We start from the raw sequence: 20,901 nt of genomic DNA, 5'->3' as shown, positions 1-20,901 counted from the left end.
CGCCCTACTGCATGCGCAGCACAAACCCAACGCCGCGGACGGTGTGCAGCAGTCTGGGGCCGCCGTTGGCCTCGAGCTTGCGGCGCAGGTAGCCGATGAACACGTCGACCACGTTGGTGTCGGCGGCGAAGTCGTACCCCCACACCAGCTCCAGCAGCTGCGCGCGGGATAGCACAGCCGTCTTGTGCTCGGCCAACACCGCCAGCAGGTCGAATTCGCGCTTGGTCAAATCCACGTCGACGCCGTTGACCCGGGCCCGCCGACCGGGGATGTCCACCTCGAGTGGCCCCACCGTGATGGTTTCTGAGGAGGACGTCGCCGTGGCGCCGCGGCGACGCAGCAGCGCCTTGACCCGTGCGACCAACTCGGCCAGCACGAACGGCTTGACGAGGTAATCGTCGGCACCCGCCTCCAGCCCGGCCACCCGGTCGTCGACCGAGCTGCGGGCGGACAGCACGCAGACCGGTACGTCGTTGTCCATCGCCCGCAGCGCGGTGACAACACTGACGCCGTCAAGCACGGGCATGTTGATGTCGAGCACGATCGCGTCCGGCCGGGTCTCGGTGGCGCTGCGCAAGGCTTCCGCGCCGTCGACTGCGGTCGATACCTCGAACCCGGACAGCCGCAGCCCGCGTTCCAGGGAGGCGAGTACGTCGGAGTCGTCGTCAACGACCAAAACCCGAGGTGAGGTGACACCAGAGTCCATGTCGCCCATTTTGCCGGATTGTTGGCGTCGGCTGCGGGAGGCCGACCGGGTCGGCGCTTTCCGATCGACGATTTGCCCCGGTCGGCGGCCTCGCGCAGTCGACCGGACGCACCGTGGCGGCGAGCCCGACCCAGATGACCAGCGATCCCAGGGACAGGGCGCCGAGCATGGCGAAGGCGACCGGGAACCCGAGATGTTGGGCGACCACGCCGCCCAGGACCGGGCTGAGCGCGCCGCCGAGGCCCTGCGCCGCCATGATGGCGCCCTGGCCAACATTGATGTGCCCGGTGCCTTCGAGCACCCCTGCGACCAGGCCCGGCACTGCTGCCGACAGCATGCCGGTGCCGACGCCGTCGAGGATCTGCACGGGGATGACGCCCCAGGTGGTGATGGTGCTTGCGGCGAGCAGCGCGCGTACTGGCAGCGCGCCGAACGCGATCAGGATGGCCGGCCAGTAGCCGTGGCGTTGGGCGATCCGCATCGCCACCAGCGACGCGACGATCATCACCCCCTGCGCGACGACGACGGTTTCGGCCACCGTGATGAACGGGTTGGCGTGGGTGGCGACCACGGCCAGTCCGTAGAGCGGCAGCATCGCTGCGTTTCCCAGGTGGAACAGCACTAGGGCGGCGGCCAGAGCGAGCAGCGGTCGGGATTCGAGCAGCACGCGCATCCCCTTGATCGGGGGCCTGCCGGCCTCGGCGGCCTCGCCGCGCGCGATGTGATTGTCGATCCGCGCCGCGGGGATCGCCAGGACGGACAGGATGGCCAATCCCGCGAATCCCACGGAGAGCCAGAACACCCCGGCATATCCGAAGACCCAGCCGACCAGCCCGGAGGCGGCGGCGCCGACCATGTTGCCCGCGTGGTTGTAGGCCTGGTTTCGCCCGTTCTGGGCGGTGAAGCCGGCCTGTCCCACCAGCCCGAGCGTGATGCCGATGACGGCCGGGGCGATGGTGGCCCCCGAGATGCACATGACGGATTGCGCGGCGGCGACGACCCAGAACCGGCCCGAGATAAGGATGACGGCGGAAGCCGCGACGGCGCCGAGGCCCACCACGACGACGCAGGCCCGTTTCCGGGTGGTGGCGTCGATCAGTGCGCCGGCCGGGGCGACGGTCAGCATGCCGACGATCGCGCTCAGGGTGATGACCGCTCCGATGGTGCCGGTGGTCCAGTCGCGCCCGGCGAGCAGCACGCCGAGAAAAGGACCCATGCCGGCTTCCATGTCCGCCATGAAGAAGTTCAGCGCCTGCAGCGCAACGCGGTCCCGCCGGAAGACCATCGCCCTGTCCCGATGAGGCATGCCTCGATTGTGGCGAAGGTGCACCGGCGCAGCGCAACTCCGCGCTTGGCGGACCGCCGGAGATCGGCCATAATTGGCACTCGTCAGGTGAGAGTGCTAACGCGTGTGGTGAAGTTGTTGAGGAGGAGAACGTCGATGCGCGGCGCCGAATTCGTCTTACCTACCACCTCCGTGGAGTCCAGCCGTCCCCTGCGGATCGTGCTGGTCGCCCCGCCGTACTTCGACATCCCGCCCTCCGGCTACGGCGGCGTCGAGGCGGTTGTCGCCGACCTGGCCGACACGCTGGTAGCCCGCGGCCACCAGGTCACGCTACTCGGCGCCGGGCGGCCGGGCACCGTGGCCGACTTCGTCCCGCTGTGGGAGCGCGCCATTCCCGACCGGCTGGGCGAGCCGTATCCGGAAGTCATGCACGCGTTGAAGGTGCGTAGCGCGGTGGCCCGGATCGCCGCGACCGACGGTGTCGACATCGTGCACGACCACACCTTCGCCGGACCCATCAACGCCCCAGTTTACCACGCGCTGCGGGTGCCAACGGTGGTCACGGTGCACGGGCCGATCGACGACGATCTGTATCCGTACTACCGGGAGCTCAGCGCCAATGTCGGGCTGGTGGCGATCAGCGACCGCCAAAAAGAGCTGGCCCCGGATCTGAATTGGGTTGGCCGCGTTCACAATGCGTTGCGTATCGACGAATGGCCGTTCGAGACCGAGAAGCACGACTACGCGCTGTTCTTGGGTCGGTTCGCACCCTACAAGGGCGCCCATCTGGCGGTGCGGGCGGCGCACGAGGCAGGGATCCCCCTGGTGCTCGCCGGCAAATGCAACGAATCGGCCGAGAAGGAGTACTTCGAGGAGTGCGTGCGGCCGCTGTTGTCCGACAGCGACCACGTGGTCGGTGAGGCCGACGCCGTCAACAAGCGAAAGCTGTTGTCGCGCGCCCGTTGTCTGCTGTTCCCCATCGGCTGGGAGGAGCCGTTCGGAATCGTGATGATCGAGGCGATGGTCTGTGGCACGCCGGTCGTGGCGTTGCGTGGCGGGGCGGTGCCCGAAGTCGTCGTCGACGGGGTGACGGGCGTGGTGTGCGAGCACGCTGACGAGTTGCCCGCCGCCATAGACCGGGTGCGAACGTTCGACCCGCATGCCTGCCGGCGCCACGTCGCGGCCAATTTCGGTGTGGCTCAGTTCGGCTCGGCGTATGAGCAGATCTACCGTGGCGTGCTGGGCCAGGCCGGCGATCCACATCGTCATGCCCGAGGCAAGGGTCTGGTCGAATCGCTCGGGCACGGCAGGCGCGTCCATGACTTCGTCATCCGCCAGGTCACCGCGTGACGGCTCCGACGCCCTTCAACAGCGGCTCGCCGGTTCAGATCGGTTCGGGCGGCGACACGGTGACGCTGGTCGACGGCGCAACCTTCTGCTTGTCTGACCGCTACGGGAACGTCGTGGTCGGCAGGGCACACGGATTGTTTTTCCGCGACGCGCGGGTCCTGTCGCGCTGGGAATTGCGCGTCGACGGTGAAACCGGCGATGCGCTGTCCGTGGAATCGACGGAAGCATTTGCCGCGCAATTCATTTTGCGGCGCCGACCACGGTCGGGGCAGGACAGCACACTGCTGATCGTGCGCGAGCGACTGGTGACCGACGGGCTGCGGGAAACGATCTGGCTACAGAACATGGACAAGGAGAGCACGGTCGTCTCCCTTGAACTGCACGCCGACGCGGACTTCGCGGACCTGTTCGCGGTCAAGGAGGGGCGGGCACCGGTAGGCGGGGCCGAGAAGACGGTGGCCGGATCCGAACTCGTGTTGCGGGGCCGGGACCAGTTGCGGGGCCTGACGGTGTCCGCCACCGGTGACCCGATCGTGTTGCCGGGGTCGCTGAACTGGCGGGTGGTGGTGCCGCCCGGGGGACGCTGGCAGGCCGAGATCACGGTGCATCCGACGTGGGGGAACCGTAAGGTCTGGACCCGCGCGCCGCGTGGTGAGACCGCGCGAAAAAGCGCGCCGGCCCGTAAGATCGAGGCGTGGCGCGACAGTGCGACCACGGTCGAAACCGACCACACCGCACTGGCCCAGGTGCTGGCGCAAACCGAAAGTGATCTGGGGGCGTTGCTGATTCACGACGCCGACGGCCGCCGGTCCTATGTGGCGGCGGGTGCGCCGTGGTTCATGACCTTGTTCGGCCGGGACAGCCTGCTGACCGCGTGGATGGCGCTGCCGCTGGATGTCGGACTCTCGATCGGTACCCTACAGCGGCTCGCGGCGCTGCAGGGGCGGCGCGTCGACGCCGTCACCGAGGAGCAGCCCGGCCGCATCATGCACGAGCTCAGGCATGGCCCGGACAGTGCCGACGTGCTGGGGGGCGGCGTCTATTACGGCACGGCCGATGCGACCCCGTTGTTCGTGATGCTGCTCGCCGAATGCTGGCGCTGGGGCGCCGACGAAGCGGTGATCCGGGGGTTGCTGCCCGCGGCCGACTCCGCGCTGGCCTGGGCGGAGGAGTACGGCGACCGGGACGGGGACTGTTTCGTCGAATACCGGCGCGCCACCGACCGGGGGCTGATCAACCAGGGCTCGAAGGACAGCTTCGACGGCATCAACGACGCGGCCGGCCACATCGCCGAGCCGCCGATCGCGCTGTGCGAGGTGCAGGGCTACCTGTACGCGGCGCTGCTGGCCCGGGCGGAACTCGCCGATGCGCTGGGGGACACCGGCAGCGCGGCCCGACTGCGCGAGCGGGCGCAGCTGTTGCAAGACAGGTTCCTCGAGGCGTTCTGGTTACCCGAAAAGGGTTGGTATGCAGTCGCTTTGGATGGAGACAAGCGCCCCGTAGATGCGTTGACGAGCAATGTCGGCCATTGCCTGTGGACCGGGATTGCGACCGATGAGCACGCCATGACCATCGTGCAGCGGCTGTCCGGGCCGGAGATGGATTCCGGCTTCGGGCTGCGCACGCTGGCTACTACGATGGGGGCGTACAACCCGATGAGCTACCACAACGGCTCGGTATGGCCGCATGACACCGCCATCGCGGTGGCCGGCCTGCTGCGCTACGGCCATGTGCCCGGTGCGGTGCAGCTGGCGCAGCATCTGGCGAACGGACTCCTCGACGCCGCAACGGCTTTCGGCGGGCGCCTGCCCGAGTTGTTCTGCGGCTTTCCGCGCACTCAGTTCGGCGCGCCGGTGCCTTATCCCACGTCCTGTTCGCCACAGGCATGGGCCAGCGCGGCGCCGCTGCTGCTGCTGCGCTCGGCGATGGGGCTCGACCCGCACGTGCCGAACCGCACCTTGTCGATCGCGCCGCGGCTGCCGGTCGAGTGGGGCCGGATCACGTTGACTAATCTGCGCTTGGGCTCCAGCACAGTGCACCTGGAAGCCGAGGGCGAGACGGCCAAGGCGCACGGTCTGTCCGCCGACTGGCAGCTGGTGACACCCGAGGCGATCGATGAGGCCGGCCGTTGACGGCGGCTCAGGCCGCTCAACTGCAAAGCCAAGGGCTCAAGCACCGTCAAGCCGTCCCGGGCATACAACAGTACGACCTCTTCGCGTGGTGCCGCACCGGACAGTGGGACGTCAGCCAGCGTGTAAGGATTCGCTGAATTCGCCACCTGCGAAACCAATTCCGGCCTGCACCCGCACTGTGCTTGTGTATGCCGTCGGCCCCGACCAGGTAGCCGGCGCGGATGCTGTCGCCGTCACGAAGGTGGCCGTCACGCCGTCGGCATCCTGGGTGAAGTGGCTCAGGGCGGGCCTTCGGTCGGATCACCATGCCGCAGAGTTCGTGCAATCGCTGCAGCAGCCGTTCGTCTCGACCTGCGTAGAGTATTAGCTTGTAGGGATGCTCGGTCGGCAGTCCGCTGAAGTCGACGGGAATAGCCACGATCCGCGGCATCGCCGCCGACGCCGGGGTGGACCCGGCGATGGTTATGCGCTACTACGGCAGCAAGGACAAACTGTTCGCGGCCGCGGCGGAGTTCGACCTCCGCTTCCCCGACGTCACGGCGCTGGACCGAACGCAGCTCGGACGGTCGCTGGTCCGGCATTTTCTCGAACGTTGGGAGGACGACGCGCTGGTCATCCTCCTGCGCTCCAGCGACGCCGCACAACGCATGCAGGAAATCTTCCAAGCTCAGATCCAACCGCTGGCTGCGTCGCTGGTGCCCGAAAAGGAGGTCGCCACGCGCGCCGGGCTGGTGGCGACCCAAATCCTCGGTATGGCCTTGTGCCGCTTCGTGTTACGGCTTCCGCCGGTTGTCGAGCTGAGCCATGACGAGGTCGTGGAACGGCTCGGCCCGACGATCCAGCGTTATCTCGGAGTGCCGGAGGCCGATGACGCGGCGGGCAACCCGATGTTGCGGTAGCGCCGCAATCGCGCGGCCATCCGCTTGGGGCCGGGGATGTAGCGCAACGACCGGACCTCCATGGCTATCGCGTGCGACAGCCGCTGGGAGAACTCGATCGGTTCCTCGGCCGCGTCGGGATGCTCCGGCACGATCGCGTCGATGATGCCCGAGCGCAGCAAATCAGCCGATCGAATGCCTTGGGCGGCAGCCAGTTCGGGAGCATGCGCGGTGTCGCGGAAGACGATCGCGCTGGCGCCCTCCGGCGGCAGCGGCGCCAGCCAGCCGTTCAGGGCGGCCAGCACCCGGTCGGCGGGCACCATCGCCAATGCGGGCCCGCCACTGCCCTGACCGAGCAGCACCGACACCGTCGGGGTGTCCAAGGTCACCAGCTCGGCCACGCACCGGGCGATCTGACCGGCCAGCCCACTCTGCTCGGCTTCGGCGGACAGCGCCGGGCCCGCGGTGTCGATCACCAGCACCAGGGGCAGCCGCAGCTCGGCGGCCAACGCCATTCCGCGGCGGGCCTCCCGCAACGATGCCGGCCCGACGAGCTCACCGGTGACACGCTGCTGGCCGAGGACCACCGCGGGCTGGCCCGCTAACCTAACCAGTGCCAACAGGGTGGTTGCGGCCTCGACACTACCGGTGCCGGACAACAACACCCGGTCGGTGGCGCCGTGTCGCAGCAAATGTCCGACGCCGGGACGATCCGGGCGCCGCGACGCGATCACCGAATCCCACGCCGGCACATCGGGAATCGGCTCTTCGTGCTGCGGGGCGAGCAATTCCTCCGGGGCGTCGACGATGACCTTCAGCGCGCGGTCCGTCGTGTGTCGCAGTTCTTCCATGGACACCACACCGTCGATCACGCCGTGGCGGTGCAAGTTCTCCGCGGTCTGGATGCCCTTCGGGAACGGCTCGCCGTAGAGCTGTTCGTACACCCGCGGCCCGAAGAAGCCGATCAGTGCGCCAGGCTCGGCCACGGTGATGTGGCCCAGCGACCCCCACGAGGCGAAAACCCCGCCGGTGGTGGGGTTGCGCAGGTAGACGAGATAGGGCAGGTGCGCTTGCTTGTGCAGGGTGACGGCCGCAGCGATCTTCACCATCTGCACAAACGCGACCGTGCCCTCTTGCATGCGGGTACCGCCGGAACTCGGCGAGGCCAGCAGCGGAAGGCGCTCGGCCGTGGCCCGCTGGATCGCGTTGGTGATCCGCTCGGCTGCCGCCACGCCGATCGACCCGCCGAGAAAACCGAACTCACACACCACCAGCGCCACCCGGCGCCCGAATATTCGGCCTTCCCCGGTCAGCACGGCTTCTTCCAGGCCGGTGGCGGCCCGGGCGCCGGCGAGCTCCTGTGCGTATGCATCGCTGATTGGTATCTCCAGCGGTTCACTGTCCCAGCTCACGAAGGAGCCTTCGTCCAGCACCGCATCCTGCAGTTGTTTGGTCATGATGCGACTCACGCCATGAGGCTATATAGGGTGTCGCTATGATCGGTATCACCCAGGTAGAAGCCGTTATGACCATCGAGTTGCAGCGCCCGGAGCGTCGCAACGCCCTCAACTCTGAATTGGTCGACGAACTGCGCGAGGCCGTGCTGAAGGCCAGTGAGGGGTCTACCCGCGCGGTCGTGCTGACCGGGCAGGGCGCGGTGTTCTGCGCGGGCGCGGACCTGTCCGGCGATGCGTTCGCGGCCGACTATCCGGACCGGCTCATCGAACTGCACAAGGCTCTGGATGCGGCTCCCATTCCGGTGATTGGCGCCATCAACGGCCCCGCGATCGGCGCGGGCCTGCAGCTGGCCATGCAGTGTGATCTGCGGGTCGTCGCACCGGACGCGTTCTTTCAATTCCCGACCTCGAAATACGGTCTGGCCCTTGATAACTGGAGCATCCGTCGGTTGTCGACGCTGGTCGGGCACGGCCGCGCCCGGGCGATGCTGCTGGCCGCGGAGAAGTTGACCGCCGAAACGGCACTGCTGACCGGAATGGCCAACCGGATCGGGACACTGGACGACGCCCAGGCCTGGGGAGCCGAGATCGCCGTGCTGGCGCCGCTGGCTATACAGCACGCCAAACGGGTACTCAACGACGACGGCGCGATCGAGGAGGCCTGGCCGGTGCACAAGGAATTGTTCGACAAGGCCTGGGCCAGCCAGGACGTCATCGAAGCGCAAGTTGCCCGGGTCGAGAAGCGACCACCGAGGTTTCAAGGGGCCTGACAGGGATGGTGCCCGCCGCACTGCGGCCCACCCGCCCGCGGCAAGCGTGAGGGTGCCGCGGGCGGGTGGGTGCTGCATGGGGCACCGGCCGCCCTAGGGTGCCGATCCAGTCTCGATCGGGGCGGTGACGCAACACTCGCCCAATTGCCGCGACGGGGCGTTCCTCAACCTCGAGCCACGTTCGAATACCGACCTGAACCGCGAGCAGCTTACGCTGATCGCGTGGGACCTCGTCGGCCACGCGGTCGGAGTCGGCCGCCCGACCTGATCCCGTTGGCGGCGCCGGGCACCTTCGACGCCGACCCCGGCCTCCTGGCGGTCAGCTGGCTGGGCCACTCCACGGCGCTGCTTGAGATCGACGGTTAACGGGTGCTCACCGATCCGGTGTGGAGCCAGCGGTGTTCGCCGTCGGACGTGGTGGGTCCCCGAGCGTCTGCACCCGCCGCCGGTGGCGCTCGAGGCGCTGCCCGTGGTCATCAGCCACCACTACGACCATCTTTTCGGGCCGCTTCACCGACCGTAACAACACCCTGTGGGCCTCCTGGGGCCACCATCGGTCCCACCCCCGTCGGGTCTACTTCGGCAGGGACGCAGGGTACACCAAGAGCTTCGAGCAGATCGGCTTCGACCACGGGCCGTTCGGCGTGACCCTGTGCCGGTCGGCGCCTACAACCCCGCGTGGTCGGACATCCTACATGAATCCGGAGGAAGCGGTGCGGGCCCACCAGGATCTCAACGCCGCCGGGTCCGGGCTGCTGATGCCCACCCATTGGGGCACCTTCCGGTTGGCCCCGCACCCGTGGGCCGAGCCCCCGAAAGGCTGCTCGCGGCCGCGCAGAGCGCCGACGTCGCGGTTGCGGTCCCCGTTCCCGGCCAGCGCGTCGACGCTGCCGGGCCGCCGCGCCTGCACCCGTGGTGGCGGATGTAGCGGGACCCGGACCGGATTGTTCCAGTGCACAACGTAGCTCGGTGTACGCACGGACGAGGTCGTCAAGCGTGAAGCTTCTGTTGAGACCGCTCGGGTTCGGCAGCACCCATGCGGTGGTGCCGGCGAAGCCGGGTGCGTAGCGGCCCCAGGACCCAGGAATCGGACCCCGCTGACCCCACTGGGACGGCGATACCTTCACCTTCTCGATAACCGACGAAAATGCGCCGCCCGGAACGATTTCCAAGACGGTGTTCTCCGGTTTCCCCGGCGCCAGGTTGAATCTCGAGTACTACGACACCGACCAGCTGGGAACGTTCACCCGATGACCCGCGTCGTCGCCGCAGGCCTCACCGACGTCGAGGTGGCCCAGCGGATGGCCGACGGGCGCACCAATGCACTTCCGGCACGCGCCACCCGCAGCGTCGCGGAGATCGTCCACGCCAACGTATTCACCCGGATCAACGCGATCCTGGGTGTGCTGCTGATGATCGTGGTGGCGATGGGCTCAACGGCCTGTTCGGCCTGCTGATCATCGCCAGCAGCATCATCGGCATGATCCAGGAGATCCGGGCAAAACGGACATTGGATGCACTCGCCATCGTCGGGCAGGCAAAGCGCGTCGGTGCGCAGGCAATCCGTTACTCGCGCAGTGCCGCCCGGCGAGTTCGTGCTCGACGACATTATCGAGCTCGGCCCGGGAGACCAGATCGTCGTCGACGGCCAGGTGGTCGAGGGCGACAACCTGGAGGTCGACGAATCGTTGCTGACCGGGGAAGCCGACCCGATCGGCAAGCATGCCGGCGATCTGGTCATGTCGGGAAGTTTCGTCGTCGCCGGCACCGGCGCCTACCGCGCAACTAGTGTGGGCGAGGCGGTCTACGCCGCCAAGCTCGCCGCGGAGGCCAGCAAATTCACTTTGGTGAAATCCTAACTGCGCAACGGCATCAACCGGATTCTGCAGTTCATCACCTACCTCCTGGCGCCGGCCGGCCTTTTGACGATTTACACGCAGATGTTTTCACCACGCATGCGGGTTGGCGTGAGTCGGTGCTGCGGACGGCGGGCGCGCTGGTGCCGATGGTGCCCGAGGGCCTGGTGCTGATGACATCGATCGCGTTTACGGCCGGCGTCATCAGGCTCGGCCAACGTCGTTGTCTGGTACAGGAATTAACGGCCAACGAGGGATTGGCCCGGGTCGACGTGGTGTGTGCCGACAAGACTGGCACGCTGACCGAAAGCGGTATGCGGGTTTCCGAGGTCATCGAACTTGCCGGTGAGCATTCGGCGGCGGTGACCGATGCACTCGCCGCGCTGGCCGTGGCCGACGCACGTCCCAATGCGAGCATGCATGCGATCGCCGATGCCTGCGGCCGGCCGCCCGGCTGGACCGCCACGGCGTGGGACCCGTTTAAGTCGGCCACCAAATGGAGCGGGGTGCCCTTCGGCGAGCACGGCAACTGGGCGATCGGCGTGCCCGACGTATTGCTCGAACCGGGGTCACCGGCGGCCGCGCAGGCCGAACAGCTCGGCGCGCGGGCTGTGGGTGCTGCATCTCGGCGTCGCAGACCTCGCGGTGGACGACCCGGGTGCGCCCGGCCGGGTAACGCCGGCCGCGCTGGTGGTGCTGGAGCAGAAGGTGCGGACAGACGCGCGCTCAACGATGAAATTTTTTGCAGCACAGCATGTTTCGGTGAAGGTGATCTCCGGCGACAATGCGGTGTCGGTCGGCACCGTCGCGGCCAAGCTCGGCTTGCACGGTGAGGCGCTGTACGCCCACCACCTGCCCGAGGACCCCGCCGCGTTGGCGTACACCCTGGACGCCTACACCATCTTCGGGCGGGTGCGGCCGGATCAGAAACGTGCCATCGTGCACGTCCTGCAGGCGTATGGACACACCGTGGCGATGACCGGCGACGGCGTCAACGACGTGCTGGCGCCCAAGGATGCGGACATCGGTGTGGCTATGGGAGCCGGTAGTCCAGCGTCGCGCGCAGTGACCCAGATAGTGTTGTTTGACAACAAATTTGCCACGCTTCCCTATGTCGTGGGCGAGGGCCGGCGGGTGATCGACAACATCAAGCCTACCTCGCGATTTTCAGCATCCCGCTGGCTAAACATAAGTTTCTGCTGGATCCGTCGGATCACGTGGTGACGCTCACCGCGGTGGGCATCGGGGTCGCGGGCGCGGCGGCAATCGAAGCCACCTGGTGGATCCGGGCCAGGATCCTCGGGATCGAGCCGCGGTTGTGGCGGCCACCGGCAGGCGAGGGTGATTTAGGCCACACCGGCATCGGCAAGTAGGGTGCTGCCAGCAAGAGGGTCCCCGGCGGCCCCGGGGATCCGCGGCGAAGGGACAACAGATGGGATTCCTGGACAAGGCCAAGGATCTGTTGACGCAGCATGCCGACACGGTCGAGACGGCGATCGACAAGGCCGGCGAGTTCGTCGACGACAAGACGCAAGGTAAGTACTCCGACACCATTCACAAGGTGCAGGAGGAGGCCAAGAAGGCCGCGGCTTCAGCCGCCGCCGATGACGATGACCAGCACAACTGAGCACATGGCGAAACTTTCCGGATCCATCGACGTCCCGCTGTCCCCTGCGGAGGCCTGGAAGCACGCCTCCGACCTGTCCCGCTACAAGGACTGGCTGAGCATCCACCGCGTCTGGCGTAGCGCGCTGCCCGACGACCTGCAAAAGGGCACGGTGATCGAATCGATCGTCGAGGTCAAGGGCATGCTCAACCGGATCAAATGGACGATCGTGCACTACAAGCCGCCGGAGGCGATGACCCTCAACGGCGACGGCGTCGGCGGTGTCCGGGTCAAGCTGCTGGCCAAGGTCAAACCGAAAGACAACGGCTCGGTCGTAAGTTTCGATGTGCACCTCGGGGGACCGGCGTTGTTCGGGCCGATCGGCATGATCGTCGCCGCCGCGCTGCGCAGCGACATCGACCAGTCTCTGGAACGGTTCGTCACCGTGTTCACCGCCGCCGATCCCGGCAGGAACGGAGCTCACGGCCTCGGCCACTGATTTGTTGCCACGTTCCCGGGTGCCCGGGTTCTGCGTGGCGCACGACGGCGGGTCTGACGGCCGATTAAGGTCGCAGCATGACAAGCCGCCTACGCCTCGGATGGTTGGTTGCGTTGTATGCCTTGCTGATCGCGGTCAGCGGGTGGCTGCCGTGGCTGACGACCTCCGACGGTGGCGGCGGCTGGGCCAGCGCTATCGGCGGTAAACACGGCAGCCTGCAGTTGCCGCATGGCTTCGGCCCGGGTCAGCTCATCACCTTGTTGTCCTCGGTGTTGCTGGTGTCCGGGGCAATGCTGGGCCGTGGCCTTTTGGTCCGGCTTGCTTCGGTTGCCGCCCTGCTCATTTCGCTGCTGATCGGGGTGCTGGTGGCGTGGTACTATAAGATCAATGTTCACCCGCCGGTGTCCGCGGAATACGGTTTCTATATCGGCGGGGGTGCCGCGGGGGGGGCGGTTGTGTCTTCGGTGGCGTCGCTGATCGTGGCCGTTGTCTCGCGTGGCTCCGGTCGGTGAAACTCAGCGCGTCGGGAATTAGTGTTTGCCCGACACCACGCTGTCGCTGGGCTGGTTGACTCCGAACACGAACGGAGCGAACACCACCTCCCGGCCGTCCGGGTCGCGAAACGTGACGGCACCCGTCGCCACCCAGTAGGGTGCTGCTGCACTTCCGGTGCCCCGGCGGCTGCAGGACGCGCGATCGCGGCCTGCTGGGCTTGCCGATTCGGGGAAGTACAGGCACAACTGTTCGTGGTTGTCGAACGCGACCTCGCCATCGGTCGCCTCGACGATCTCCATCGTAAGGTTCCATCTGGGCAAACCGAAGATCGCGCCGTTGCTGCCGTAGCTGGCCTCGAACGTCTCGAACAGCGGCAGACCGACCAGCTCGCGGTAAAACCGCACTGTCTCTTCGAAATTCGCAGATCTGCGGGCAAAGCGAATCTCGCCGATCGGCTCCAAGTGCATGGGCCAATGGATACTACGTCGGGACGTAGGGGGTCATCGCCATGTAATGGTGGACGGGTCGCAGCAACACTGAGTTCACAGCCCGACGGCGGCGACCGCCGAATCGCTGGTGCGCCAGCGCCGCAACTGGTCGCCCGGCGCCCACGTCGAGTGGGTACCGCTGGAAATACGTTCCGGCGGTTGCAGTTTGCACACCGGACCGTCGGCTACCTGGGCGGCGTCGAACACCACGCAATAGGAGGCATCGGTGTTCATGTCCGTGGTCAGGGTGACTAAGTAGCCGTCGTCCTCGGCGGCCACGCCCACCCGCGGCGCCATCGCGGTCTCGCTGCCGTACACACCCCTTGCCGAACGAGAACGCCTCCTGGTCCCCCAGTGACCACATCGTGTTTGACCAGCCCGTCTAACAAAAACCAGCCCGGCTTGCCCGTTGCCGCGTAGGTATAGCGATAGCTGCCGCCGGCGTATCCGGGGTTGATGGTGCCGAACTCGGTGATCGAGTCCGACAACTGTTCCTCCTTGACCACGCCGGTGACCAGGTTGAACCGCCACCGGTGCACGCGGTCCTGCAGCCGGTCCAGCGCGAGGAACCGAAACAGCTTCTCCCACTTCCTACCTCCGATATCGAGGGGCTGTGGGTCGCCATCGAAGAAACCGTTCAACACGATCTCGTCGCCGTCATCGTGGGCGTTGGTGAAGTGCAGCACGAAGGTTGGGGTCCGCCTCGAACCAGCGAATGTCCTCGGGCGAGCCGCGTCGCGGTATCACCGCGAAGCGCGACGGCAGGTCGGGATCGAACCAGGGCAGGTGCACGTCGTGCTCGAGCAGACGAGGATTCTAGAACAGCGGGAAATCGTTGAGTATCGCGTAGTTTTTGGTAAACGTCGATGTCGGCCACCGTCCACATCGGGACGGTGATCGGATCCGGGCTCCCTCCGGCGGCACCGGCCATCGGATGTGTGCTCAACACCTGCCAGCTGTCGGCCACCCTGCCGGGTTCGAACGTCCACTCCAGCAACCGGCCGTAGAAGTCGCGGAATCTGGCCGCATCGGGGACTTGGTAGGTGACGTAGGACAGCTCACCAGGACCAGATCCGTCGATTTACAGTCGTTTTCGGACTGTGGTGGGCTGGTGAACCGCGAACGGGATGCCCTGCGGATCGGTGGCGCCGAGCACGAGGCCGTGCTCGGCGATCGCGGTGCGCGCCGCGGGCAAGTCCTCGACGGCGTAGCAGCAGAACAGGGTGGCGGGTCGTTCGGTGGCGAAGATGCCCGTCGGCAGGTCGGTGTTGGTCACCTGATGCGACGCGGGATCGTAGGTCCAGCCCAGCACGTGGCCGTAGAACGCGGCTGCTCGTTCGGCATCGGGCGTCCACAGCGAGACGAAGGCGATGTCGCCGTGCCGGATGCCGGGCACGGTCGCGACCGTCGGCCCGGACAGCATCCAGCGGTGACCGAACGGGTCGATGAGGGTTGCGTTGCGGCTTCCGTAATTCTCGTAGGCCTCGCGCTCGACGGTGGCCCCGTGTTCGCGTGCTCGACGTAATGTCTCGTCGGTGTCGGCGACCGGCAATATCAGGCTGACTGAAACGGCGTCCGGTGCAGGCGCTTTCAGCCCGAGCTCCGGGTATTCGTCGGCCAGGTACAGCACACCGGCACCGATCCTGAGCTCGGCGTGCCCGATCCGCCCGTCGTCTATGACGATCGAGTCACCGACGACGGCGGCGCCCGAACGCGTCGGCGTACCAGCCGATGGCCGCGCGCGCATCCGCCACGGCCAGGTAGGGCAGTGCCGCCGGCCGCGGCGCCGGGTCGGATTCGGTGTCGTCGTTGGTCACGTCGACCGGTGGGTGCGATGTCGTATCCGTGTCGCGCCACGATCCGCACGTCGCCGGGCGGGGACAACTGATCGTGCCAGGCGTCGTCGATGGTGACCGGTGACGCGGTCGGTCCCCACTGCCCGCCGTCGAAGCGGTAGTGGTACTGGTAGGCCCGCAAATTGAGTCCGGCGCTGCAGCCGATCTCGACAAGCCGGATGGGTAGCCGTGTTTCGTGATTCAGCCGCAGCAGCGCACCGATCAATGCCGCCGAGCGCCCGACCTCGTTGATCTGCGGTGGGTGGCCCAGGGCGGCACGCAGCGCGTCGGCATGTTCATCGGCGACGACCGTGATCTCGGGCCAGGCGCGGTCGGCGTCCCAGCTGCCGCCGGTACGAGGATACCAACGGCGCAACGCCGATGCCCGGCCGTCGAGCACCAGCCGGTGCAGACCACCCAGCAGCCGCAACGGCACCGCCGCGCCCGACGAGTCGTCTTCTTGGCCGGACACACACCAACGAGCACCTTTTGCACACACTGCGCTCGCAGGGATGGTTCTGCGGCTTCACCGGCCTGCCGATGGACGGTCCGGACCCCGAATGCGTTCAGGTACATAGCGTTTCGGCGCTGGCCCGCGATCGGGAGACGCCGCGCCCGCGTGCCGACCATTCGCGCGGGCAGCGTGTCCGCCACCCGGTGCCGCTGACTCTGTCGGTGCGGCCGCCGCAGCACCCGCCGGCACGGCTGTGTACTGAAAGCCCGGTGTGACCATGGCCGACGAATGGTTCGAGACCGTTGCCATTGCGCAGCAACGCGCCAAGCGCCGCCTGCCGAAGTCGGTTTATTCGGCCCTGATCGCGGCCAGCGAAAAGGGAATTACGGTTTCTGACAACGTCGAGGCTTTCGCTGAGCTCGGTTTCGCGCCACATGTCGTGGGTGCGGAAGAAAAGCGTGAATTGTCGACCACGGTTATGGGACAAGACATTTCCATGCCGGTGTTGATTTCACCGACCGGTATCCAGGCGGTGCACCCGGACGGCGAGGTCGCCGTGGCGCGCGCCGCCGCGACGTGGGGAACGGCGATGGGGTTGTCCTCGTTTGCCAGCAAGCCGATCGAAAAAATCATAGCCGCAAATTCCAAATTGTTCTTCCAGGTGTACTGGCTGGGCGGCCGAAACGCGTTCGCGGAACGGGTGGATCGCGCCCGTGCGGCCGGTGCGGTCGGCATGATCGTCACCACCGACTGGTCTTTCTCGCACGGGCGCGACTGGGGCAGTCCGAAGATCCCCGAAAAGATGAACCTGCGGACCGTCTTGCGGCTGTCCCCGGAGGCGGCCGTCAGGACCCGGTGGTTCCTGACGTGGGCGAAGACCATGCGTCCGCCGACGTTGTCGGTGCCCAACCAGGCCCGCCGGGGCGAGCCGGGCCCGCCCTTCTTTGCTGCCTACGGAGAGTGGATGGGCACGCCCCCGCCTACCTGGGACGACATCGCGTGGCTGCGCGAGCTGTGGGGCTGTCCGTTCATGCTCAAGGGAGTCATGCGGGTCGATGATGCGAAACGCGCTGTGGATGCCGGTGTTTCGGCGGTCTCGGTGTCGAACCATGGCGGCAACAATCTGGACGGGACGCCGGCGACCATCCGCGCTGCCCGCGGTGGCGGCGGCCGTCGGCGACCAGGTCGAGGTGTTGCTGGACGGCGACATCCGGCGCGGCAGCGATGTCGTGAAAGCGGTGGCGCTGGGGGCGCGGGCGGTGATGATCGGTCGGCCCTACTTGTGGGGGCTGGCCGCCAACGGTCAAGCCGGGGTCGAGAATGTCCTCGATGTGATGCGCGGTGGTATCGACTCGGCACTCATGGGGCTGGGACACGCTTCGGTTCACGACCTGAGCCCGGCCGACGTTCTGGTGCCGGACGGTTTCGCCCGGGCGCTCGGTGTGCCGGCGGCCGGGCAGGCCTAGCCGCGGGTGCCGCCCGGGCAAAATGCGGGCACGTCGGCCGGCTCGCCCAAGATATCGCGCGATTCGGCTCCAATTGGCGATTGCCAGCGAAAATCGACGTGTGCGAAAATTTTGATACGCGCGTGACAACCGTGACGGACGAGGAGAGTTTCGGCGCCTTGATGAACCGGCCAGGAAAAAATAATTTTGAACGCAGAACAATTGGTGCACACCAGGTGAATTCGTCCTACCATCACCGACTGCCCGTACTCGGCGAACTAGGAGCTGCGACGTCGAGCGACCTATTGGGCATCTCGCTGTCGATTTTGATCCCGCTGGGCTCGACCGAGCAACATGGTCCACACCTGCCGTTGGACACCGACACCCGGATCGCCACCGCGGTCTGCCGTGCGGTCGAAACGGCGTGCGAAGCCCAGCTGCACGGGGCGTGGTCGGTGGCGCCCGCCATTGCCTACGGCGCCAGCGGCGAACATCAGAGTTTTCGCGGCACCATTTCGATCGGGAACGACGCGCTGGCACTGCTGCTGGGCGACCCCACCACCGCGACCGCGGCCGAGGGCCGGGGGATCTTCACAGAGATGGTGGACGGCTGTGTGCGCAGAATCGGGCGCTGGTCGCCCGGCCCCGACGGAATGCTGACATGAGCTCACCTCGACTACCGGACGGGTTCGCCGTCCAGGTGGATCGCCGCGTGCGGGTGCTCGGCGACGGGTCGGCCCTATTGGGCGGATCGCCGACCCGGCTGCTGAAGCTCGCACCGGCCGCCCAGGGCATGCTTTCAGATGGCCGGCTGAAAGTCCGCGACGACGTCAGCGCCCAGCTGGCCCGCACGCTGCTCGACGCCACCGTCGCGCATCCGCGCCCCGCGGGGGGTCCTTCACACCGCGACGTGACCGTGGTAATCCCGGTGCGCGACAACGTTTCTGGAGTAAGAAGGTTGGTCAGTTCGCTGCGCGGCTTGCGTGTCATCGTGGTGGACGATGGTTCGTTGACGCCGATTCAGCCCGACGACTTCGCCGGCACGTACTGCGACATCGAGGTGTTGCACCACCCTCGCAGCCGGGGTCCGGCCGCGGCGCGCAACACCGGGCTGGCGGCGTGCACCACCGACTTCGTCGCTTTCCTGGATTCCGATGTGGCCCCGCGGCGCGGCTGGCTCGAGGCACTCCTCGGCCACTTCTGCGACCCCACCGTGGCGCTGGTGGCGCCGCGCATTGTCGGCCTGGCGCACAGCGAGAACGTCGTGGCGCGCTACGAGGCGGTGCGCTCCTCGCTGGACCTCGGGCAGCGGGAAGCGCCGGTGTTGCCGCACAGCACGGTCTCCTATGTCCCGAGCGCGGCGATCATCTGCCGCCGTGCGGCGCTGTGCGAGGTCGGTGGGTTCGACGAGACCATGCAGTCCGGTGAGGACGTCGACCTATGCTGGCGGCTCATCGAAGCCGGTGCCCGTCTGCGCTATGAGCCGATTGCCCTGGTCGCGCACGATCACCGGACGCAATTGCGGGATTGGCTTGCGCGCAAGGCATTCTACGGCGGTTCTGCGGCGCCGCTGTCGGTGCGCCACCCGGACAAGACGGCCCCGGTGGTGATCTCGGGTTGGGCCCTGATGTCCTGGATATTGATAGCGCTCGGCACCAGCCTGTCCCAGCTGACGTCGATCGTGATCGCGTTGCTGACCGGCCGGCGCGTTGCCAAGGCCATGCGCGGCACCGAGACCTCGTTCAGCGACGTGCTGATAATCGCGGCGCGTGGCCTATGGTCGGCGGCGCTGCAGCTCGCCTCGGCCATCTGCCGGCACTACTGGCCGGTGGCCTTGGTCGCGGCCATGCTGTCGCGCCATTGCAGACACGTCGTGGTGGTCGCGGCGGTGATGGACGGCGTGGTGGACTGGATGCGCCGCCGGGACGCCACCGGTGACGACGCAGAAACGATCGGGTTGCTGACCTATCTACTGCTCAAACGCGTCGACGACCTGGCTTACGGATTGGGGCTGTGGTGGGGCGTGCTGCGCGAACGTAATCTGCGCGCACTCAAGCCACAGATCCTCAGCTAGCCGCCACCTGATCGTGCACAGCGATGTGCTTATCGTCGGCGCCGGAAGTGCTGGATCGGTTGTTGCCGAACGTCTTTCCGCCGACTCCAGCTGCGAGGTAACGGTCCTGGAGGCCGGTCCCGCGCTCACCGATCCGGTTCTGCTCTCGCAGACCAGTAATGGGCTGCAGCTGCCGATCGGGGCCCGCAGCCCGCTGGTGCAGCGGTATCAGACCACGCTCACTGATCGGCCCGTCCGTGCGGCGCCGATCGTGCGCGGCGCGACGATCGGCGGCTCCGGGGCCGTCAATGGCGGATATTTCTGTCGCGGATTACCACAGGACTTCGATCGGTTCGGCATACCCGGTTGGGCGTGGTCCGACGTCGCCGAGCATCTCCGCGCGATCGAGACCGACCTGGATTTCACCGGGCCTGCGCACGGCGATTCGGGACCGATACTTGTTCGTCGAACCCAAGAAATGACCGGTCCCACTGAACGTTTCATCGATGCGGCAGACCGCGCCGGCTTTTCCTGGATTGCCGATCTCAATGATGTTGGACCGCAATTGGTTCCGGGTGTCGGAGCGGTGCCGCTAAACATCGTCGACGGGGTACGGATTGGTCCGGGTGCAGCGTATCTGCTCCCCGCCCTTGGCAGAGCGAACCTGACCGTGCTGGCAGAAACCCGGGCGGTGCGGCTGCGATTCAACCAGGCCGCGGCCGTGGGCGTCGACGCGGTGAGCCCGGAGGGGGCGATGGCATTCAGCGCCGATCGAATCGTTTTGTGCGCCGGCGCCATTCAATCGGCACATCTGCTGATGCTGTCGGGTATCGGTGACGAGGCGATGTTGCGGTCGCTCGGTGTGCCGGTGGTGGTGCCGCTTCCGGTGGGCATGTCCTGCAGCGACCACCCGGAATGGGTGTTGCCCACCGACTGGACGGTCGCCTCCGGACGGCCGGTGCTAGAGGTAGTCCTGACCACCGCCGACGACGTGGAGATCAGGCCGTACACCGGTGGCTTCGTCGGGATGACCGGTGACGGCGCCTCCGGTCATCCCGACTGGCCGCACCTCGGCGTCGCGCTGATGCGACCGCGGGCCCGGGGCCGTGTCTTGCTGGTGTCGGCGGATCCCGCGGTGCCCCCGCGCATCGAGCACCGTTATGACAGCGAGCCCGAGGATGTCGCGGCCCTGCACCGGGGAAGCGCGTTGGCCCGCGAATTGGCGAGCACAGCGACGCATGTCGGGGCTCCGGTGTGGGCCACCTCCCAGCACCTGTGCGCCAGCGCGCCGATGGGCGTCGACGGCGACCCGCGTGCCGTCGTCGACCCGGAGTGCCGGGTGCGCGGCATCGAGAATCTGTGGGTGATCGACGGTTCGATCCTACCTACGGTCACCGCTCGCGGACCGCACGCGACCATCGTGATGCTGGGGCATCGCGCTGCCCCGTTCGTCCGCTGAGTGTGCGCATACCTATGCTTCTGACCAGCAGGGACATCCCAAGCAGAGCGAAGACAGCCGCAAGGATGCGGGGACGGTGCGCCAGCGACCGGTCATGCACCACACCGAGTAGTGCTCGGGTTCTGATCGGTGC

Annotated in this window: 15 protein-coding genes and 7 pseudogenes; 15 read left to right on the top strand and 7 right to left on the bottom strand. The window is 67.1% G+C overall.

Features of this window, described 5'->3' with window-relative positions; translation table 11 throughout:
* Window positions 1-4 precede the first annotated feature (4 nt).
* Together prrA and FQ389_RS05755 are read right to left on the bottom strand one after the other, a co-directional pair.
* A complete protein-coding gene (prrA, locus tag FQ389_RS05760; RefSeq protein WP_139813522.1) occupies window positions 5-715 on the bottom strand; it encodes a two-component system response regulator PrrA in 711 nt (236 codons plus the stop codon).
* Entirely contained in the window at window positions 666-2,012 is a 1,347-nt protein-coding gene (locus FQ389_RS05755) for an MFS transporter (RefSeq protein WP_260860524.1), read from the bottom strand. The genes prrA and FQ389_RS05755 overlap by 50 nt, the downstream gene beginning before the upstream one ends.
* A gap of 135 nt (window positions 2,013-2,147) precedes the next feature.
* On the opposite strand from FQ389_RS05755, the gene FQ389_RS05750 reads away from it, so the two are divergent.
* The 3 genes from FQ389_RS05750 (at window position 2,148) to FQ389_RS05740 (ending at window position 6,372) form a co-directional block, all read left to right on the top strand.
* Window positions 2,148-3,341: a glycosyltransferase family 4 protein gene (locus FQ389_RS05750; RefSeq protein ID WP_144206325.1), complete on the top strand. Its 1,194-nt coding sequence runs from the start codon at window positions 2,148-2,150 to the stop codon at window positions 3,339-3,341.
* The gene (locus tag FQ389_RS05745) at window positions 3,338-5,473 is read left to right on the top strand and encodes an amylo-alpha-1,6-glucosidase (protein WP_144206324.1); all 2,136 of its coding nucleotides are present in this window, start codon (window positions 3,338-3,340) and stop codon (window positions 5,471-5,473) included. The genes FQ389_RS05750 and FQ389_RS05745 overlap by 4 nt, the downstream gene beginning before the upstream one ends.
* A 464-nt stretch (window positions 5,474-5,937) precedes the next feature.
* A complete protein-coding gene (locus FQ389_RS05740) occupies window positions 5,938-6,372 on the top strand; it encodes a TetR/AcrR family transcriptional regulator (RefSeq protein ID WP_260860523.1) in 435 nt (144 codons plus the stop codon).
* Here the strand turns inward: FQ389_RS05740 and FQ389_RS05735 are convergent.
* Window positions 6,318-7,820 carry an acetyl-coenzyme A carboxylase carboxyl transferase subunits beta/alpha gene (locus tag FQ389_RS05735; RefSeq protein ID WP_144206323.1) on the bottom strand — a complete coding sequence of 501 codons (1,503 nt, stop codon included), beginning with the start codon at window positions 7,818-7,820 and terminating at the stop codon, window positions 6,318-6,320. The genes FQ389_RS05740 and FQ389_RS05735 overlap by 55 nt on opposite strands.
* A gap of 26 nt (window positions 7,821-7,846) precedes the next feature.
* Here FQ389_RS05735 and FQ389_RS05730 point away from each other — a divergent pair, with 26 nt between their 5' ends.
* The 7 genes and pseudogenes from FQ389_RS05730 (at window position 7,847) to FQ389_RS05700 (ending at window position 13,051) form a co-directional block, all read left to right on the top strand.
* Window positions 7,847-8,578: an enoyl-CoA hydratase gene (locus FQ389_RS05730; RefSeq protein WP_144206322.1), complete on the top strand. Its 732-nt coding sequence runs from the start codon at window positions 7,847-7,849 to the stop codon at window positions 8,576-8,578.
* A gap of 124 nt (window positions 8,579-8,702) precedes the next feature.
* Window positions 8,703-8,846 (top strand): hypothetical protein, encoded by a 144-nt coding sequence (locus tag FQ389_RS19195; protein WP_260860522.1) that lies wholly within the window; start codon window positions 8,703-8,705, stop codon window positions 8,844-8,846.
* A 118-nt stretch (window positions 8,847-8,964) separates the two neighbouring features.
* Entirely contained in the window at window positions 8,965-9,543 is a 579-nt protein-coding gene (locus FQ389_RS19190; RefSeq protein WP_313901956.1) for an MBL fold metallo-hydrolase, read from the top strand.
* A gap of 285 nt (window positions 9,544-9,828) precedes the next feature.
* Window positions 9,829-11,807 (top strand): annotated as a pseudogene (locus FQ389_RS05715) (HAD-IC family P-type ATPase).
* Window positions 11,808-11,866: 59 nt separating this feature from the next.
* Window positions 11,867-12,061, top strand: a complete 195-nt coding sequence (locus FQ389_RS05710; RefSeq protein WP_144206321.1) for an antitoxin — start codon at window positions 11,867-11,869, stop codon at window positions 12,059-12,061.
* 4 nt (window positions 12,062-12,065) lie between these two features.
* Entirely contained in the window at window positions 12,066-12,539 is a 474-nt protein-coding gene (locus FQ389_RS05705) for a type II toxin-antitoxin system Rv0910 family toxin (protein WP_144206341.1), read from the top strand.
* A 77-nt stretch (window positions 12,540-12,616) separates the two neighbouring features.
* A complete protein-coding gene (locus FQ389_RS05700) occupies window positions 12,617-13,051 on the top strand; it encodes a hypothetical protein (protein WP_144206320.1) in 435 nt (144 codons plus the stop codon).
* An 18-nt stretch (window positions 13,052-13,069) separates the two neighbouring features.
* Here FQ389_RS05700 and FQ389_RS05695 read toward each other — a convergent pair.
* The 4 pseudogenes from FQ389_RS05695 to FQ389_RS05680 form a co-directional block, all read right to left on the bottom strand.
* Window positions 13,070-13,501 (bottom strand): annotated as a pseudogene (locus FQ389_RS05695) (VOC family protein).
* A 75-nt stretch (window positions 13,502-13,576) separates the two neighbouring features.
* Window positions 13,577-14,383: pseudogene (locus FQ389_RS05690) on the bottom strand (carotenoid oxygenase family protein); the annotation flags it as partial.
* A 1-nt stretch (window position 14,384) separates the two neighbouring features.
* A pseudogene (locus FQ389_RS05685) lies at window positions 14,385-15,318 on the bottom strand (VOC family protein); the annotation flags it as partial.
* A 31-nt stretch (window positions 15,319-15,349) separates the two neighbouring features.
* A pseudogene (locus FQ389_RS05680) lies at window positions 15,350-15,829 on the bottom strand (DUF2332 family protein); the annotation flags it as partial.
* A gap of 53 nt (window positions 15,830-15,882) precedes the next feature.
* Here FQ389_RS05680 and FQ389_RS05675 point away from each other — a divergent pair.
* The 5 genes and pseudogenes from FQ389_RS05675 to mftG form a co-directional block, all read left to right on the top strand.
* Window positions 15,883-16,086: pseudogene (locus FQ389_RS05675) on the top strand (mycofactocin radical SAM maturase); the annotation flags it as partial.
* A gap of 2 nt (window positions 16,087-16,088) precedes the next feature.
* A pseudogene (gene mftD / locus FQ389_RS05670) lies at window positions 16,089-17,277 on the top strand (pre-mycofactocin synthase MftD).
* A 122-nt stretch (window positions 17,278-17,399) separates the two neighbouring features.
* Window positions 17,400-17,921, top strand: coding sequence for a creatininase family protein (locus FQ389_RS05665; protein ID WP_144206317.1), 522 nt, complete (start codon window positions 17,400-17,402; stop codon window positions 17,919-17,921).
* Complete coding sequence (mftF, locus tag FQ389_RS05660; RefSeq protein ID WP_144206316.1) at window positions 17,918-19,330, top strand: mycofactocin biosynthesis glycosyltransferase MftF; 1,413 nt, start codon at window positions 17,918-17,920, stop codon at window positions 19,328-19,330. Before FQ389_RS05665 ends, mftF begins: the two co-directional genes overlap by 4 nt.
* Window positions 19,331-19,337: 7 nt before the next feature.
* Window positions 19,338-20,768, top strand: a complete 1,431-nt coding sequence (gene mftG / locus FQ389_RS05655) for a mycofactocin dehydrogenase MftG (protein ID WP_186296283.1) — start codon at window positions 19,338-19,340, stop codon at window positions 20,766-20,768.
* Window positions 20,769-20,901 lie beyond the last annotated feature (133 nt).

The sequence above is a fragment of the Mycobacterium tilburgii genome (assembly GCF_902168065.1).
GTDB classification, from domain to species: domain Bacteria; phylum Actinomycetota; class Actinomycetes; order Mycobacteriales; family Mycobacteriaceae; genus Mycobacterium; species Mycobacterium tilburgii.
Note: the sequence above shows the minus strand (reverse complement) of the source record. Positions and strands in the feature narration are given on the sequence as shown.